The sequence below is a fragment of the Pseudonocardia sp. ICBG162 genome (assembly GCF_020496225.1).
GTDB classification, from domain to species: domain Bacteria; phylum Actinomycetota; class Actinomycetes; order Mycobacteriales; family Pseudonocardiaceae; genus Pseudonocardia; species Pseudonocardia alni.
Genome location: NZ_JAHLJD010000013.1, coordinates 1,106,429 through 1,124,580 on the forward strand (window position 1 = coordinate 1,106,429; position 18,152 = coordinate 1,124,580).

Annotated in this window: 1 protein-coding gene and 1 pseudogene; both read right to left on the minus strand. The window is 77.0% G+C overall.

Annotation, left to right across the window (positions count from 1 at the left end):
* Positions 1–4 precede the first annotated feature (4 nt).
* Positions 5–5,203, minus strand: a pseudogene (locus KPL60_RS08285) (type I polyketide synthase); the annotation flags it as partial.
* A gap of 2 nt (positions 5,204–5,205) precedes the next feature.
* Positions 5,206–18,135, minus strand: coding sequence for a type I polyketide synthase (locus KPL60_RS08290; protein WP_226365454.1), 12,930 nt, complete (start codon positions 18,133–18,135; stop codon positions 5,206–5,208).
* Positions 18,136–18,152 lie beyond the last annotated feature (17 nt).

Here is an 18,152-nt window from a genome sequence, read left to right on the forward strand (position 1 = left end):
TCGGTCATCGGCCGGCACCTCCCAACGCTCGTGCGATCAGGTCGTCGACCTGCATGGACTCGATGAGGTCGATCTCGCCCGGCGCCGCGGCCGCCGGCACGTCCGGTGCGGGCTCGCCCCACAGCTCGTCGCGTAGCCGCCGGGCGAGCGCCGTGGGCGTCGGATGGTCGAAGACCACCGTCGCGGGCAGTGCCACCCCGGCCGCGGCGGCCAGCCGGTTGCGCAGTTCGACGGCGGCGAGCGAGTCGAACCCGGCCTCACGGAAGGCCTGGGTGGCGGCCACGGCGTCGATGTCGGCGTGGCCGAGCACCGCCGCGGTCTGCCTGCGGACCAGCTCGACGAGCTCGCGCACCCGGTCGGCGTCGGTCCGCTCCGAGAGTCGGTCCCGCAGCGACACCGGGGGTGCGGACGGCGTCCCGGCGGCGCCCGTGGGGGCGGTGGGGCGCGGGGCCCGGACGAGGTCTCTCAGAAGGACGGGCAACGTCCCGTCCGCTGCCTGTCCGCGCAGGGCCGCGACGTCGAAACGGGTCGGCAGCACCACCGGGTCCGCACCGCCCAGGCCCGCGTCGAAGAGCGCGAGCGCCTCCTCCGTCGAGAGCCCGCGCAGCCCCGCGCGGTCGAGCCGGCGGCGGTCCGCCCCGGCCGTGAGGCCGCTGGTCTCCGACCACAACCCCCAGGCCAGCGAGACGGCGGGGAGGTCCGCGGCGCGGCGCAGGGCGGCGAGCCCGTCGAGGAACCCGTTGGCCGCCGCGTAGTTCCCCTGCCCCGGGGTGCCGAACGTGCCGGCGCCCGAGGAGAACAGCACCAGGTCCGCCAGGTCGGCGTCCCGGGTCAGCTCGTGCAGGTTCCAGGCGCCGTCGACCTTGGGCCGGAACACCGCGTCCACCCGCTCGGGAGTCAGTGCGGTCAGCACGCCGTCGTCGAGCACACCCGCCGCGTGGACCACCGCCGTCAGCGGATGGCCTGCGGGGACCGCGGCGAGCACGGCCGCCAGTGCCGCCCGGTCGGCGACGTCGGCCGCGGCGAACCGCACCTGCGTGCCGATCTCGGCCAGCTCGGCCCGCAGCGCGGGGTCCTCCGTCGCCGTGCGGCCGACGAGCACGAGGTGCCGGACGCCACGGGTGCGGGCGACGTGCCGGGCCACGGCGGTTCCGAGGGTGCCCGTGCCGCCGGTGATCAGCACCGTCCCGTCGGGGTCCCACGGGCGACCGGCGCCCCCGGCGGACGCGCGGGCGAGCCGGGGCACGAAGGCCTCGCCTGCGCGGAGCAGCACCTGCGGCTCCCCCGACGCGACGACGGCGGGCAGCAGGGGGTCCGCGGCGTCCGCGGCGGCGACCAGCGTGATCCGGCCGGGCTCCTCCGACTGCGCGGTGCGCACCAGGCCCCACACGCCCCCGGTGACCGGGTCGTCGAGGTCCGCGCCGGTCACGACGACCACCGGACCCTCGACGGCGCGCAGCGCGTCGAGCACGGTCGTCGCGGCGGCCCGGGCGGCGGCGGGCGGTGCTCCCGGGTCCGCGGCGGTGAGGTCGACGACGGGCGGCAGGTCCGTGGCCGACGCGCCTGCCAGGACGAGCGGGCGCCACACGACCCGGTACAGGTCGTCGACCGGGGCCGGTCCCGCCTCCGCGGCGGGCCGCAGGGTCGCCTCCGCGGCGGGCCGCAGGGTCGCCTCCGCGGCGGGCCGCAGTGTCAGCGCCTCGACCGTCGCCACGAGCCCGCCCGCCGGGTCCGTGGCCACGAGTGCGAAGACGTCCTGGCCGAGCCGCCGCACGCGCACCCGCAGGGCGGTGGCCCCGGTCGCGTGTACCCGCACGCCCTCCCAGGCGAAGGGGAGCAACCGACGGCGGGCCTCGGCGGGCCGCACGAGGCTGGTGGCCTGCAGGGCCGCGTCGAGCAGCGCAGGGTGCACGACGAACGGGGGACCGTCGGTCACCGCCTCCGCGGGCAGGGCGACGTCGACGACGATCTCGTCCGCGTCGGTCGTCCGCCACGCCGCCCGCAGACCGCGGAAGGCGGGGCCGTACCCGTACCCCCGGTCACCGAGGTCGGTGTAGAAGGCGTCGAGCGCGATCCGCTCCCCGGGGTCCGCGAGGACCTGTCCGGGCGGGTGCTCGCCGACACCGAGGTAGCCGCGGGCGTGGCGGGTCCAGTCGTCCGGGCCGTCCTGTCGTCGGGCATGGACGCCGACCGGACGCCTGCCCGTGCCGTCGACCTCGCCCACGGTCACCCGGACCTCGACCGCGCCGCGGTCCGGCAGCGTCAGCGGCTCCTCGACCAGCAGCTCCTCCACGACCGGGGACCCGGACTCCTCGGCTGCGGGCAGCACGAGCTCCAGCAGCCCGGTGGCGGGGAGCAGGACCCGGCCCTCGACCGCATGATCGGCCAGCCAGGGGTGCCGGGACAGGGAGAGGACCCCCGATCCGACCGCGCCACCGGTCTCGGGCAGCGAGACCACGGCGTCGAGCAGGGGGTGGTGGAGGTTCCGGCCGTCGCCGGGGCGCAGCCAGTACCGCTCGTGACGGAACGGGTAGGTGGGGAGGTCGACCGGCCCGGGGGGTTCGGCACCGAACGCGGGCCGCAGGTCCACCGGGACCCCACGGATCCAGAGCTGTGCGGCCGAGGCGAGGAACCGGTCGAGGCCGCCGTCGTCGCGGCGCAGCGTCCCGGTCACCACCGACGGCTCGCCCGCCGCGTCGAGCGCCTCCTCGATCGCGCCGGTCAGCACGGCGTGCGGACTGACCTCGACGAACGCCCGGTGCCCGTCCGCGACCAGTGCCTCGACCGCCTCGGCGAACCGGACGGTCCGGCGCAGGTTCCGGTACCAGTAGTCGCCGTCGAGCTCGCCCGGCCGCACCCAACGCCCGTCGACCGTGGAGTAGAAGGGCACGAGCGGCCGCCCCGGTCGCAGCCCGTCGAGAGCCCGCAGGATCTCCGTCTCGGTGTGGTCCACCGCGGCGGTGTGCGAGGCGTAGTCGACCGGGATGCGACGGACCCGCACCCCCGCCGCGTCGAGTTCGGTGGCCAGGTCGTCGAGGGCCGCCCGCTCGCCCGCGAGCACCACCGACGAGGGTCCGTTCACCGCGGCGACCTCGGCCCGCCCCGCGGCCCGGTTCCGCGCCAGCGCCTCGGGCAGTCCGACCGCCAGCATCCCGCCGCCCCCGGCCGGGCCCGCGGCGATGGCACGACTGCGCGCGACGACGACCCGGGCCGCGTCCGACAGGGACAGGACGCCCGCCACGTACGCCGCGGCGATCTCGCCCTGGGAGTGGCCGACGACCGCGTCCGGCACCACGCCGTGGGCCCGCCACAGCGCGGCCAGCCCCACGGCCACGGCGAAGGACAGCGGTTGGACGACGTCGACCCGGGTCGGTCCGGGCACCGCCCGCACCTGGGCCACCGGGTCCCAGTCGACCAGCTCGGCCAGGGCCGCGGCCGCCTCGTCGAAGGCGTGGGCGAACACGGGAGACTCGTCGAGCAACGCGGCGCCCATCCCGGACCACTGGGCACCCTGACCGGGAAAGACCAGGACGGTGCGACCGTCGACGTCCGCGCGGCCGGTCACCAGGTTCGCCGCGGGCCGGGAGCCGGCGAGCGCGCGCAGGCCCGAGGCGGTCCGCTCGGCGCTCGCCGCGACCACGACCGCGCGCTCGTCGAGGGCGGCCCGAGTGGTCGCGAGGCCGAACCCGAGGGCGCGCGGGTCCCGGTCGGCGACGGCGAGCAGGCGTTCCGCCTGGGCCCGCAGTGCCGCAGCGGATCGCCCGGAGATCGCGAGCGGCACCGGCGCGCCCGTCGGTGCCGTGCGGGGCGCCTCCTCGGGCGTCACCTCCTCGAGCACGACGTGGGCGTTCGTCCCGCTCACCCCGAACGAGGACACGGCCGCCCGCCGGGGCCCGTCCGGCGAGGCCCAGTCCCTGTTCTCGGTGAGCAGCGCCACGTCGCCGTCGGACCAGTCGACCTTCGACGTCGGCATCTCGGCGTGCAGGGTCCTGGGCAGCGTCCGGTGGCGCAGCGCGCCGATCACCTTCAGGATCCCGGCGACCCCCGCCGCGGCCTGGGTGTGGCCGAGGTTGGACTTGACCGAGCCCAGGTGGACGGGCCGCCGCGGGCTGCGGCCCTGCCCGTAGGTGGCGAGGACGGCCTGGGCCTCGATCGGGTCCCCGAGCGGTGTGCCCGTGCCGTGCGCCTCGACCAGGTCGACGTCGGCGGTGGTCAGGCCCGCGTCGGTCAGCGCGGCGCGGATGACCCGCTCCTGCGACGGGCCGTTCGGTGCCGTGAGCCCGGCCGAGGCCCCGTCCTGGTTGACCGCGGTCCCGCGGATCACCGCGAGCACCGGGTGGCCGTGGCGGCGGGCGTCGGAGAGGCGCTCCAGCAGCAGGAGCCCGGCGCCCTCGGCCAGGCCGGTGCCGTCCGCGCCGTCGGCGAACGCCTTGCAGCGCCCGTCGCGGGCCAGGCCGCGCTGGCGGGCGAAGTCCACGAACACCTCGGGGGTGCCCATGATCGCGGCGCCACCGGCGAGCGCGAGGTCGGTCTCCCCCGAGCGCAGGGACCGAACCGCGAGGTGGACCGCCACCAGCGACGACGAGCACGCCGTGTCCACGGTGAGCGCCGGACCCTGCAGGCCCAGGGTGTAGGAGATCCGGCCCGAGGCGACGCTGCCCGAGTTGCCGATCCCGAAGTAGCCCTCCAGTCCCTCCGGCAGCGTGATCCGGTTCGCCGCGTAGTCGTGGTACATCAGGCCCGCGTAGACGCCGACCGGGGCGCCGCGGAGCGAGGTCGGGTCGATCCGCCCCCGTTCGAAGGCCTCCCAGGCCAGTTCCAGCAGCTGCCGCTGCTGGGGGTCGATCGCCAGTGCCTCGCGTGGGGAGATGCCGAACAGCGCCGCGTCGAAGCCGCCCGCCTCGTCGAGGAATCCGCCCTCAGTGGCGTAGGTGGTGCCGACCCGGTCGGCGTCGTCGTCGAACAGCGCGTCCAGCGGCCAGCCGCGGTCGACCGGGAAGGGCGCGATCGCGTCGCGGCCCTCGGCCACCAGCCGCCACAGGTCTTCCGGGGTCCGCACCCCGCCGGGCAGCCGGCAGGCGCCCGACACGACCGCGATCGGCTCGGAGCGCGCGTCCTCCAGCTCCTGCAGCCGGGCCCGCGTCCGGCGCAGCTCGCCGAGCGTGGCCTTGAGGTACTCGCGCAGCTTGTCGTCGTCCGCCATCGCTACCGTCCCAGTTCCTGATCGAGGAGCGCGAAGAGTTCGTCGTCGGTGTCGGTCTCGACGTCCGGACCGGTGCGCCCGGCCCAGGAGCGGGCCAGCTCGGCGAGCCGGAGCCCGACCTGCTCCCGGACGCCGCCGTCGGCCGCTGCCAGCGCCCGTTCCAGCCGGTCGAGCTCGGCGAGGGCCGGGTCCGGCGGCGGGGCGGACCCCGCATCGGACCCCGCGTCGGCCCCTGCCTCGGACCCTGTGTCGACCCCGAGGCGCTCCCGGAGCACGGCGGCGAGGGCGGCCGGGTTCGGGTGGTCGAACGCCGCCGTGGCCGGAAGGCGTTCGCCGGTGGCCGCGGCGATCCGGTTGCGCAGCTCCACGGCCGTGAGCGAGTCGATGCCGATCTCGGTGAAGGCCCGGCCGGGCCGCACCGCCGCCGGCCCGTCGTGGCCCAGCACGTCCGCGGCCAGGCCACGGACGAGGTCCAGCACGGCACGCTCCCTGGCCGCGGGCTCCAGGCCCGCGAGCCGGGTCCGCAGGTCCACCGGGGTGTCACCGCCGTCCGGTGCCGCGTGGCGGGTCGGTCGTGGGGCTCGGACGAGCCCCCGCAGCAGGGGCGGGACGTCCGGGAGCCGCCGGACCGCGCCGAGGTCCAGCGCCGTCGCGACCAGTGCGGCCTCCCCCGCGACCAGGCCGGCGTCCAGGAGGGCGAGGCCTTCCCCGTTCGACAGCCCGGCCTCGCCGCCGCGCGCCAACCTGGCCCGCCCGGCGTCGCCGAGCTCACCGGTGAGCGCGCTGGCCTGCTCCCAGAACCCCCACGCCAGCGAGAGGGCGGGGAGCCCGGCGGCCGCCCGCCGTCGGGCGAGCCCGTCGAGGAAGCCGTTGGCGGCCGCGTAGTTCGCCTGGCCCGCGCTGCCGAAGGTGCCCGCCCCGGAGGAGAAGAGCACGAAGGCGGCGAGGTCCCGACCCTCGGTCAGCTCGTGCAGGTGCCATGCGGCGTCCGCCTTGGCACGGAGCACGGTGTCGAGCCGAGCCGGGGTGAGGCTCTCGACCACACCGTCGTCGAGCACTCCCGCGGTGTGCACCACACCCGTCAGATCCGGCGCGGCATCGAGCAGCGCGGCGACCTGTGCCCGGTCCCCGACATCGGCGGCGACGAGGGACACCTCCGCACCCAGCGCCACGAGCTCCGACCGGAGCTCCCGGGCGCCGGGCGCACCGGGCCCGCTGCGGCTCGTGAGCAGCAGCCGTCGCACCCCGTGGTCGGTGACCAGGTGCCGGGCGACCAGGCCGCCCAGGGTTCCGGTGCCTCCGGTGACGAGCACGGTGCCCGCGCCGAACCCCCGGGTGGCGGGCGCGGACGGCACCGGGACGAGCCTGGGCGCCGCGAGCTGCCCGTCGCGGAGGCGCAGCTGGGGCTCACCCGCCCCGACCAGGGTGGTCAGGGGCGGTTCCGGCTGGTCGGTGTCGACGAGGACCAACCGTCCGGGGTGCTCGGTCTGCGCGGACCGGACGAGTCCCCAGACGGCCGCGGCCGCGGGGTCGTCGCTGCCACCGGTCAGGACGACCAGGGGCTCCGCCGCGGAGGAGGCGAGGTGGGTCTGGACACCGGCGAGGGCGGACTCGGTGAGTGCCCGCACCCGGTCCAGGACGGTCCCGACCGCGCCCGGCCTCAGGTCCAGCACGGGCGGCGTGTCACCACCGCCGGACGCCGTGACGGGCACCCACTCGGTGCGGTACAGCGCCCCGGCCCGCGGTGTCAGGCCGGCCCGCGGCGCGGGCCGCAGGACCAGCGACCGCAACGACGCCACGGGTGCGCCCGTCGGGTCCGCGACACTCACCTGCACGCCGTCGGCGCTCGGTGCGGCGTACACCCGCAGCGTGGTCGCGCCGGTCCGCCGCAGCGCGAACCCGTGCCATGCGAAGGGCAGCAGCACCTCGTCGGATCCGGCCTGGGGAGCGGCCCCCAGGTTCGCCGACTGGAGGGCGGCGTCGAACAGCGCCGGGTGCAACCCGAAGGAGCTGCCCCGCAGCTCCGGCGGGAGCGCGACCTCGGCGAACACCTCGGTGCCGCGCCGCCACGCCGCCCGCAGGCCCCGGAACGCCGGCCCGTACTCCAGCCCTGCCTGCGCCTGCCGCGGGTAGAACTCGTCCAGCTCGACGGGCTCGGCGTCGCCGGGCGGCCACTGCATGGGCACCGTGCCCTGGTCCGCCGGCGCCGGGGACGGCTCCGTGACCGCCCGGCCGCGGGCGTGGCGCGTCCATACGCCGTCGGGCCCGGTGTCCTCGGTCCGGGCGTGCAGCTCGATCCCGCCGTCGGCCGTCACGGTCACCCGCAGCTGCAGGGCACCGCGTTCCGGCAGCAGCAGTGGGGCCTCCACCACCAGCTCGTCGACGGCGGCCAGGCCGGCCTCGTCGGCGACCCGCGCGACGAGCTCCAGGATCGCGGCACCGGGCACGAGGACCGTGCCGGTGACCGCGTGGTCGGCCAGCCACGGGTGGGTCGCGAGCGAGACCCGACCGGTCGCCACCGCACCGCCCGCCCCTGGCAGACCGACGACCGCGCCGAGCAGGGGGTGCTCCACGGGGTCGAGGCCGGCGGTGCGCACGTCACCGACACCGCCGGGCACCGCGTCCAGCCAGAACCTCTGGTGCTGGAACGCATAGGTGGGGAGTGCGACGGGCCGGGCGCCCTCGATCAGGGGGGACCAGTCGACGCCGATCCCGCGGACCGCGAGCGCCGCGGTGGCGGCGAGGAACCGCGCCGGACCGCCGTCGTCGCGCCGGAGGGTGCCGGTCACCACCGTCGGCTGGTCGTGGAGGTCGAGCTCCTGGGCGACGTCGAAGGTGAGCACCGGGTGGGCGCTGACCTCGACGAACGCCCGGTGCCCTGCCTCGACCAGCCCGGCGACGGCCTCCCCGAAGCGGACCGGGCTGCGCAGGTTGCGGTACCAGTAGGCCGCGTCGAGGGCCTCGCCGGAGACCCAGCCACCGTCCACGCCGGACCAGATCGGCACCGAGCCCGCCCGGGGGGCGAGCCCGGCCAGTGCCGCGGCGAGGTCGGCCTCGACCGCCTCGACCGCCGAGGTGTGCGAGGCGTAGTCGACCGGGATCCGGCGCACCCGGACACCGTCGGCGTCGAGCACCGCGACCACCTCGTCCAGGGCCTGCGGAGGACCTGCCACCACGACGGAGCCCGGGCCGTTGACCGCGGCGGTCTCGAGCTCGGGCCAGGCCCGCAGCCGCTCGGCCGCGTCGGCGGCGGGGAGACCGACGGAGACCATGCCGCCGCGGCCGGCGAGCCGCTGCGCGATGACCCGGCTGCGCAGCGCCACGACCCGCACGGCGTCGTCCAGGGTGAGCGCCCCGGCCACGTACGCGGCGGCGACCTCGCCCTGCGAGTGCCCGACGACGGCGTCGGGCTCCACCCCGAGCGAACGCCAGAGCCCCGCGAGAGCGATCCCGACGGCGAACGACGCCGGCTGCACCACGTCGACCCGGTCCAGTGACGGCGCTCCCGGCTCGGAGCGCAGCACCGCCCACAGGTCCCAGTCCACGTACCGGGCGAGCGCCTCGGCCACCTCGTCCAGTGCCGCGGCGAACACCGGCGACGCCGCGGCGAGCTCCACGCCCATGCCCACCCACTGCGTGCCCTGGCCGGGGAAGACGAACACCCGCTTGCCCGTCACGTCGGCCTCCCCGGTGAGGACCTCGGCGCCCGACCGCAGCCCGGCGACCCCGTCCTCGCGGGTGGCCGCCAGGACCACCGCGCGGTGGTGGAACGCCGACCGCAGGCCCAGCGACAGCGCGACGTCCGCGGGGGCGAGGTCGGGACGCTCGTCGAGGAGGTCCGCGAGCCGCGCCTGCTGCGCGGCCAACGCCTGCTCGGTCCGCCCCGACACCAGCCAGGGCACCGGCGTCGCGGCGGGCCGCTCCTCGACCGGCTCGGGAGCCTCGGGTGTCTCGGGGGCCGGCGGCTCCTCCAGGATCACGTGCGCGTTGGTGCCGCTGACCCCGAAGGCCGACACCCCCGCCCGCCGCGTCCGCTCCCCCGCGGGCCACTCCCGTGGCGCGGTCAGCAGCTCCGCGGCTCCGCTCGTCCAGTCCACGTGCGACGACGGCCGGTCGACGTGCGCGGTCGCGGGCAACCGGCCGTGCCGCAGCGACTCGACGATCTTGATGACGCCCGCGACACCGGCGGCGGCCTGGGTGTGGCCGATGTTCGACTTGACCGACCCGATCAGCAGCGGTGCCGCGTCCGCACGGTCCCGGCCGTAGGTGGCGAGCAGCGCCTGGGCCTCGATCGGATCGCCGAGCGCGGTGCCGGTCCCGTGCGCCTCGACGACGTCGACGTCCGCCGCGGCCAGGCCGGCGTCCGCCCAGGCGGCCCGGATGACCCGCTCCTGGGACGGTCCGTTCGGGGCCGTCAGCCCATTCGACGCGCCGTCCTGGTTCACCGCGCTGCCGCGCACCACCGCCAGCACGGGATGGCCGAGCCTGCGCGCGTCGGAGAGCCGCTCGAGCAGCAGCACCCCCACTCCCTCGGCCATCCCGAAGCCGTCGGCACCCTCGGCGAACGCCTTGCAGCGCCCGTCCTCGGCCAGCCCGCGCTGCCGGGAGAACCCGACGATGCCGTCGGGCGTCGACATGATCGACACCCCGCCCGCCAGCGCCAGCGAGACCTCGCCCGCGGCCAGCGCGCGGGTGGCCAGGTGCAGCGCCACCAGCGACGACGAGCAGGCCGTGTCGACGGTGAGAGCAGGCCCCTCCAGGCCGAGCGCGTAGGCGATCCGGCCGGACAGCACGCTGCCCGCGTTGCCGGTCACCAGGTAGCCCTCGTCGGCCCCCGCGCCGCGCTGGTCACCCGTGCCGTAGTCCTGACCGTGGGTGCCGACGAACACGCCGGTGGGGCTGCCGCGCAGCCCGGCCGGGTCGATGCCCGCCCGCTCCAGGGTCTCCCAGGACACCTCCAGCAGCAGCCGCTGCTGCGGGTCCATCGCCAGTGCCTCGCGCGGGTTGATGCCGAAGAACTCGGCGTCGAACCCGGCGACGTCGTCGAGGAAGCCGCCCGCTCGGACGTACGTCGTGCCCGCGCGGTCGGGATCGGCCGCGAACACCGCGTCCAGGTCCCAGCCGCGGTCGGTGGGGAAGGGACCGATGGCGTCGCCCCCGGCCTCGACGAACCGCCAGAGCGCGTCGGGGGAGGTGATGCCGCCGGGGAACCGGCAGCCCGCGGCGACGATCGCGACCGCGTCGTCGTCCGGGGTCGCGACGCGACGCGTCGGCGCGGTGGGCACGCCACGTCGCAGGCCGACGAGCTCGGTCAGCAGGTGCGCGGCCAGCGCCTCCGGGGTCGGATGGTCGAACACCACGGTGGCCGGGAGCCGCACGCCCGTGCTCGCGGTGAGCCGGTTGCGCAGCTCCACCCCGGTGAGCGAGTCGAACCCGAGGTCCTTGAACGCGCGCGCGGCGTCGACCGCCGTCGCCGCACCGTGGCCGAGGACGTCCGCGACGTGGGTCCGGACCTCGTCGAGGACGGCGGCGGCCCGCTCCTTCTCGGGGAGACCGGCGATGCGTCCGGCCAGGCCTTCCGTCCTCGGCACGGTCGCCCGGCGGGGGGCCAGCTCGCGCAGGAGCGCGGGCACCTCGCCGGAGGCGCGCACCGCGGCCAGGTCGAGCCGGATCGGCACCAGTGTGGGCGCGTCACCTGCCAGGGCCCGGTCGAACAGCGCGAGACCCTCCTCGTCGGACAGCGCCACGGTGCCGACCCGGGCCATCCGGGCGAGATCGGCCTCGGCGAGCCGGCCGCCCATCCCCGCCTGCTGCTCCCACAGACCCCAGGCGAGCGCGGTCGCGGGCTGCCCGGCGGCGTGGCGCCTGGCCGCGAGGCTCTCCAGGAACGCGTTGCCCGCCGCGTAGTTGGCCTGTCCCGCCCCGCCGAAGGTCGACGCCGCCGACGAGAACAGGACGAACGCCGCCAGGTCCCGACCGGCGGTCAGCTCGTGCAGGTGCCAGGCCGCGTCCGCCTTCGTGCGCACGACCCGGTCCCACCGCTGCGCGTCGAGGGCGGCGAGGACACCGTCGGAGACGATCCCCGCGGCGTGCACCACGCCGACGAGCCGGTCCCCGACGAGCTCCAGGGCCTCCGCGAGGACCGCGCGGTCCGCCGCGTCGCCGGTCACCACGTGCACCGAGGCACCGGCGCGGACCAGCTCCTCGCGCTGTGCGTCCGGCACTCCGGAGCGGGTCACGAGGACCAGCTCGGACACCCCGTGTGCGGTCACCAGGTGCCGGGCGACCAGCCGACCCAGCCCGCCGGTCGCCCCGGTCACCAGCACCGCGCCGCCCGCGAGGCCGGCCGGACGGGCGTCCGGCACCTGCACCCGGCGCATGCGCGGCACGAGGGCGATCCCGTCCCGGACGGCGACCCGCGGTTCGTCGCCGTCGACGGCGAGGCCGGTCCGGACGGCCGCCTCGTCGACCCGGTCCAGCTCCAGCAGGCGGATCCGGCCGGGGTGCTCGGACTGCGCGGAGCGCACGAGCCCGGCGACGACGTCCCCCGCCGGGTCACCGGCCTGCACGGCGACGACGACGTCGGTCACGGACTCGTCGCCCAGCCACCTCGCCAGCGCCGTCAGCGCACCGAGCCCCGCGGCACGCGCCCGTTCCGGCACGCTCGGCCCGACCGGGCCGGTCCCCGGCACCAGGACCGGGGTCCCCAGGCCCGCCGGGTCCTCGTCCGGGGCCATGAGCCGCAGCTCGCCGGGATTGTCACCGCCGGGTGCCACCACCCAGGCGATCTCGAACAGCGAGTCGTCGCGTGCCGCCGGGACCGGCCGCAGGACGAGCCGGTCGACCTCCAGCACCGGGGCGCCGGACGGGTCGGTCGCACGGAGCGAGATCGCATCCGGCCCGGCGGGCACGAGGGTGACGTGCAGTGTCCGGTCTCCCGTGGCGTACCGGCGGACGCCTGCCCACGAGAAGGCCAGCCGCGCGCCCCGGCCGGCGTCGAGCAGGTCGGTCACCGGCACCGGGTGCAGGGCGGCGTCGAGGAGCGCCGGGTGGAGGCCGTAGCCCGCGGCGTCGACCGCGTCGGGCAGGGTGATCTCGGCGTGCACCCGCTCGTCGTCGCGCCACACGGCGCGCACCGCGTGGAAGCCCGGCCCGTAGTCGACGGTCAGCCGCTCGTAGAGCCCGGCGACCTCGACCGGCTCCCCCGCCGGCGGCCAGGCGGTCGTCTCCGCGCGCGGCGCGGGTGTGTCGGCCAGGAGGGTGCCGGTGGCGTGCTCGGCCCACGGCTCCTCCGGCCGCGACCGCACGTGCACGGCCACCGCGCGCCGTCCACCCTCCTCCGGGCCGACCTCGACCTGCAGGTCGATCGCCCCCGCGGCGGGGACGACGATCGGTGCGGAGACCGTGAGCTCCTCGACCACGGGTGCGCCCAGCCGGTCGGCGAGCGCGGCCACCGCGTCGAGCAGCGCCGTGCCGGGCAGCAGGACCGCGCCGTCGACCACGTGGTCGGCGAGCCAGGGATGGTCCCGGACGGAGAGCCGCGAGACGGCGAGGCTCGCGTCGCGGCCCGCGAGGGGGACCACGGCGTCGAGCAGCGGGTGGTCCGCCGCCTCGATCCCGGCCGCCGCCACCCCGGCGGGCGCCGTCGACCCGAGCCAGAACCGCTCCCGCTGGAACGGGTAGGTGGGCAGGTCGACGCGCACCGCACCCGTCCCCGCGAAGACCGGCGCCCAGTCGACCGGCAGCCCCCGCACGAACAGCGCCGCCGCCGATCGCAGGAACCGGCCGAGGCCGCCGTCGTCGCGGCGCAGGGTGCCGGTGACGACGGCACGGGCGACGTCGAGGCGCTCCAGGCCCGCCTCGATCGGGTAGGTCAGCACGGGGTGCGGGCTCACCTCGACGAACGCGGCGAACCCGGCGCCCACCAGCCCGTCCACGGCCGCACCGAAGCGGACCGGCCTGCGGAGGTTGCGGAACCAGTAGCTGGCGTCGAGCTCCTCGCCGGAGACCCACCCGTCCTCCACGGTGGACCAGAACGGGATCCGGGCCCGGCCGGGCCGGATGCCGGCCAGCGCGGTGAGGATCTCCGGCCGGGTCGGGTCGACCGCCGCGGTGTGCGACGCGTAGTCCACCGGGATCACCCGGGCCCGGACACCGTCGGCCTCCAGCTCGGCGGCCAGGTCCGCGACGGCGGTCCGCTCTCCCGCGAGCACGACCGCGGAGGGTCCGTTGACCGCGGCGAGCTCGACGCGGCCCCTCGCCCGGGCCACCGCCTCGTCCTCGGCGAGCGAGACGGCGAGCATCCCCCCGTGACCCGCCGGCCCCGAGGCGATCGCACGGCTGCGCGCGACCACGACCTCCACGGCGTCGGCCAGGCCGAGCACCCCGGCCACGTGCGCGGCGACGACCTCACCCTGGGAGTGCCCGACGACGGCGTCCGGCACGATCCCGAACTCTCCCCAGAGCCGGGCCAGGCCGACCCCCACCGCGAAGGACGCCGGCTGCAGCACGTCCACCCTCTCCAGCGACGGTGCGCCCGGCTCGGACCGCAGGACCGCCCACAGGTCCCAGTCGACGAGCGGCGCCAGCGCGGCCGCGACCTCGTCGACGGCCTCGGCGAACACCGGGGAGGACTCGGCCAGCTCCGTGCCCATCCCCACCCACTGCGCACCCTGCCCGGGGAACACGAACACGGTCCGGCCCGCGACGTCCGCGACCCCGGTGACCACCGCGGCGGGCGCGCCCGAGGCGAGCTCGTCGAGCCCGGCCAGCGCCTCCCCCGTGGTGGAGGCGACCACGACCCCGCGATGGTCCAGCGTCGCGCGCGCGGTGGCCAGCGACCACCCGACATCGGCGAGCGTGTGCTCCTTCCCGGCCGCGTCCTCGGTGTCCAGCGCGGCCCGCAGCCGGGACGCGAACGCCTCCCGAGCCGCGTCGCCCCGCCCGGTGACGATCCAGGGGACGGCGGCAGGTGCCACCCGCGGCGCGGACACCACCGCAGGGTCGAGCACCTCCTCGACGATCACGTGCGCGTTCGTCCCGCTGACCCCGAACGACGACACCGCGGCGCGCCGGGGCCCGGTCGCCGCGGTCCACCGCCGAGCCTCGGTGAGCAGCTCGACGGCTCCACTCGTCCAGTCCACCTGTGCGGACGGCCGGTCGACGTGGAGGGTGCGGGGCAGCGTCCCCGCGTGCAGCGCACCGATCACCTTGATGATCCCGGCGACGCCCGCGGCCGCCTGGGTGTGCCCGATGTTCGACTTCAGCGAGCCGAGGTGCAGCGGCCGGTCCGCCGTCCGCTCCCGGCCGTAGGTGGCCAGCAGCGCCTGGGCCTCGATCGGGTCGCCCAGCGTCGTCCCCGTCCCGTGGGCCTCCACGAGGTCGACGTCGGCCCCGGAGAGACCGGCGTCGGCCCAGGCCGCACGGATCACCCGCTCCTGCGACGGGCCGCTCGGCGCGGTCAGCCCGTTCGACGCGCCGTCCTGGTTGACCGCGGTGCCGCGCACCACGGCCAGCACCGGATGGCCCAGCCTGCGCGCGTCGGACAGCCGCTCGAGCAGCAGCAGCCCGGCCCCCTCGGACCAGCCCGTCCCGTCCGCGGTGTCGGCGAAGGCCTTGCACCGTCCGTCCGGGGCGAGCGCGCGCTGCCGGGAGAACTCCAGGAAGACACCCGGGGTCGCCATCACGGCCGCCCCGCCCGCCAGGGCCAGCGTGCTCTCGCCGCTGCGCAGCGACTGCACCGCCAGGTGCAACGCGACCAGCGACGACGAGCACGCGGTGTCCACCGTGATCGCGGGCCCCTCCAGCCCCAGCGTGTAGGCGATCCGCCCCGAGGCGACGCTGCCCGCCGTCCCGATCCCGAGGTAGCCCGCCACCTCGTCGGGGACCTGGTCGTGGCGGCTCGCGTAGTCGTGGTGCATGACGCCGGTGAAGGTGCCGACGTCGGCACCACGCAGCGACCGCGGGTCCACCCCCGCGCGTTCGAAGGCCTCCCAGGCCAGCTCCAGGAGCAACCGCTGCTGGGGGTCGGCCGCGGCGGCCTCGCGCGGGGAGATGCCGAAGAGGTCCGCGTCGAAGTCGGCGACGTCGTAGAGGAACCCGCCGCGTCGGACCGAGGTGCGCCCGGGACGGCCGGGCTCGGGGTCGTAGAGGCCCTCGACGTCCCAGCCCCGGTCGACCGGGAAGTCGCCGATCGCGTCGCGTTCCTCCGCGACGAGCCGCCAGAGGTCCTCGGGCGAGGTCACACCACCGGGCAGACGGCAGCTCGCGGCCACGATCGCGATGGGCTCGCCGGGCGCGGCCGTCCGCTCCCGGACCGCCACGGAGGAGGTGCGACCGCCGCGCAGCACCTCGTCGAGGTGGTCGGCGAGTGCGTCCGGGGTCGGGTGGTCGAAGGCCGCCGTCGCGGACAGGGTGACACCGAAGTGCGCGGCCAGGACGGTCCGCAGCCGGACCGCGGCGAGCGAGCTCAGGCCGAGTTCCCGGAACGGCCGGTCGGGGCGCAGGTCGGCGGGGTCGCGCACGCCGAGGAGCTCGGCCGCGGCCGAGCGCACGGCCCCGACCAGCGTCCGGCGCCGTTCGGCCGCGGTGAGCCCGTCGAGCCGGGCCCGGCCCTCACCCGAACCCGGGCCCGTCTGCTCGACGACGAGGTGGCGCAGTGTGGGCACCTCCGCCGCCGCGCGCTCGTCGAGCCGCAGGATCACCGAGTCGCCGGGGGGCTGGTCGAGGGCGGCATCGAAGGCCGACAGCAGCTCCGCCGGCTCCAGCGGCACGGTCGCCCCGAGGCCGGGTGCCGTGTCGGGAAGGGTGTCGAGGACGGTGGGGTCGAGAGCCGTCGGCCCCACCGCGAGCACCGTGGTGGGGAGTCCGCCACCACGCCGGGCCGCCGCCCACTCGGACAGGGCGCGAGCGGCCCCTGCGGTGCCGTAGCCGTCACCCGGGGCCAGCGCGGTCAGGACCACGAGGGTCGTCTCCGGTGCCGAGGCCGCGACGTCCACCAGGACCGCCGCGACCCGCCCCGGGTCGGCGGTCGGGTGTGTCTGGACGACGGTGCCGAACCGACCGCCCGCGGCGCCGACGGCGACGCGCACCAGCTCGGGGTCATTCGGCGAGCCGGCCACGACGACGACCCGGGCGCCCTGGCGGCGCAGCTCCTCGGCGAGCGGCCCGGCGCCGTCGGCCTGGCCCCAGTCGCTGAGCAGCACGACCTCGCGCACCCCGTGCGCACCGACGAGGTGGGTGGCGACCGCCGCGGCCACGGCCGAGTCCGCGCCCGTGACCAGCACGGGATCGGCGATCCGGGCCGCCGGGCCGGTGTCGCCGGCGGGCACGCGGACCAGGCGCCCGTCCTCGACGCGCAGGAGGTGCTCGTGGTGGCTCGCACCGGTCGCGACCAGCCGGGAGGGCCGCTCGAGGAGCAGGTGGCGGGTCACCTTTCCCGACGCGGTGCGCGGGATCTCGGCGATCAGTCGGATCTCCTCGGGCACCTTGAACGGCGACAGCTCGGTGCGGCAGGCCGCGAGGAGGGCGCCCGGGTCGAGGCCGTCGCGACCGTCCGGCCCTGGCACCACGTAGGCGACGGGGACCTCGCCCAGCACGGGGTGCGGGCGGCCGCCGACGGCCACGTCCCGGACACCGGCACCGCGCCGCAGCACGGTCTCGACCTCGACGGGGTGGATGTTCTCCCCACCCCGGATGATCAGCTCCTTGATCCGGCCGGTGACCGTCAGGAACCCGGCTCCGTCCTGTGTGGCCAGGTCGCCGGTGCGGTACCACCCGCCGCCGAACGCCGCTGCGGTCTCCTCGGGCCGGCGGTGGTAGCCCACCGCGACGCTGGGCCCGCGCACCCACACCTCGCCCTCCGCGCCGGTCGCGGTGTCCGCACCCGTCGTCGTGTCGACCAGCCGGACCTCCAGCCCGGGCACCGGCTGCCCGCACGAGCCGTCGACCCGTGGTCCGTCCGGCCGGACCATGGCGATGGAGCCGCAGGTCTCGGTGCTGCCGTAGGCGTCGAGCAGCGGCACGCCGAAGATCTCCTCGACGTCGGCCCGCAGCGCGGCGGTGGTCACGGCGCCACCGACGAGCCCGATGCGCAGGTCCGGAGCGGTGAAGCCGGTGTCGCGAGCCGCCGCGACCAGGTGGTGGTAGACGGTCGGGACGCCGGCCAGGAAGGTGGTTCGGTCCTCCCGCAGAGCGGCGAGGACCTCGTCGGCGGCGAACCCGTCCAGGATGCGGGAGGTGGCCCCCACCGAGACCACGGCGAGGAAGCCCGCGATGTGGGACAGGCTGTGGAACAGCGGCAGTGGCCAGAGCACCCGGTCCTCGGCCGAGAGTCCGGGGATCGGCACGTAGCAGGACGCGACGGACCAGAGGGCGTTGCGCTGGGTCGAGAGCACGCCCTTCGGCAGCCCGGTCGTCCCGGAGGTGTAGAGCATCCACGCCGGCTCGTCGAGGTCGAGGTCGTCGCGGGCGGACACCGCGGGCGCGGTCCGGGCGAGCGCCTCGAAGGACTCCGTGCCGTCGGGGAGCCGCCCCTCCCCCGTCACCAGGACCCGGACGTCGCGCGCTGCGATGCGGCGCACGAGGGCTGCCCGCGCCCGGTCGGTCACGACGACCCGCGCTCCGCTGTCCCCGAGCAGGTGGTCGAGCTCGCTCGCGCTGACCTGCGGGTTCAGCGGGACACCCACTGCAGCCGCCCGGGTCGCGGCGAGGTAGCCCTCGATCACCTCGACCGCGTTGCCCAGCAGGATCGCCACCCGGTCACCGCGGCCCACCCCGCCCGACGCCAGGTGCCCGGCGAGCCGCGCCGTGCGGGCCTCGAGCTCGGCGTAGGTGACCGCGCGGCGCGCGTCCCGGAAAGCGACGGTGGTGCCGGACTCCGCCGCGTGCGCCAGCAGGGTCTCCGGCAGCGGGCGGATCAGATCGCTTCGCATGGTCCTCGTTCTCTCCG

Excerpts from the sequence above, each read along its gene's own strand:
- KPL60_RS08290 (WP_226365454.1), bottom strand. The coding sequence starts at position 18,135 with ATGCGAAGCGATCTGATCCGCCCGCTGCCGGAGACCCTGCTGGCGCAC.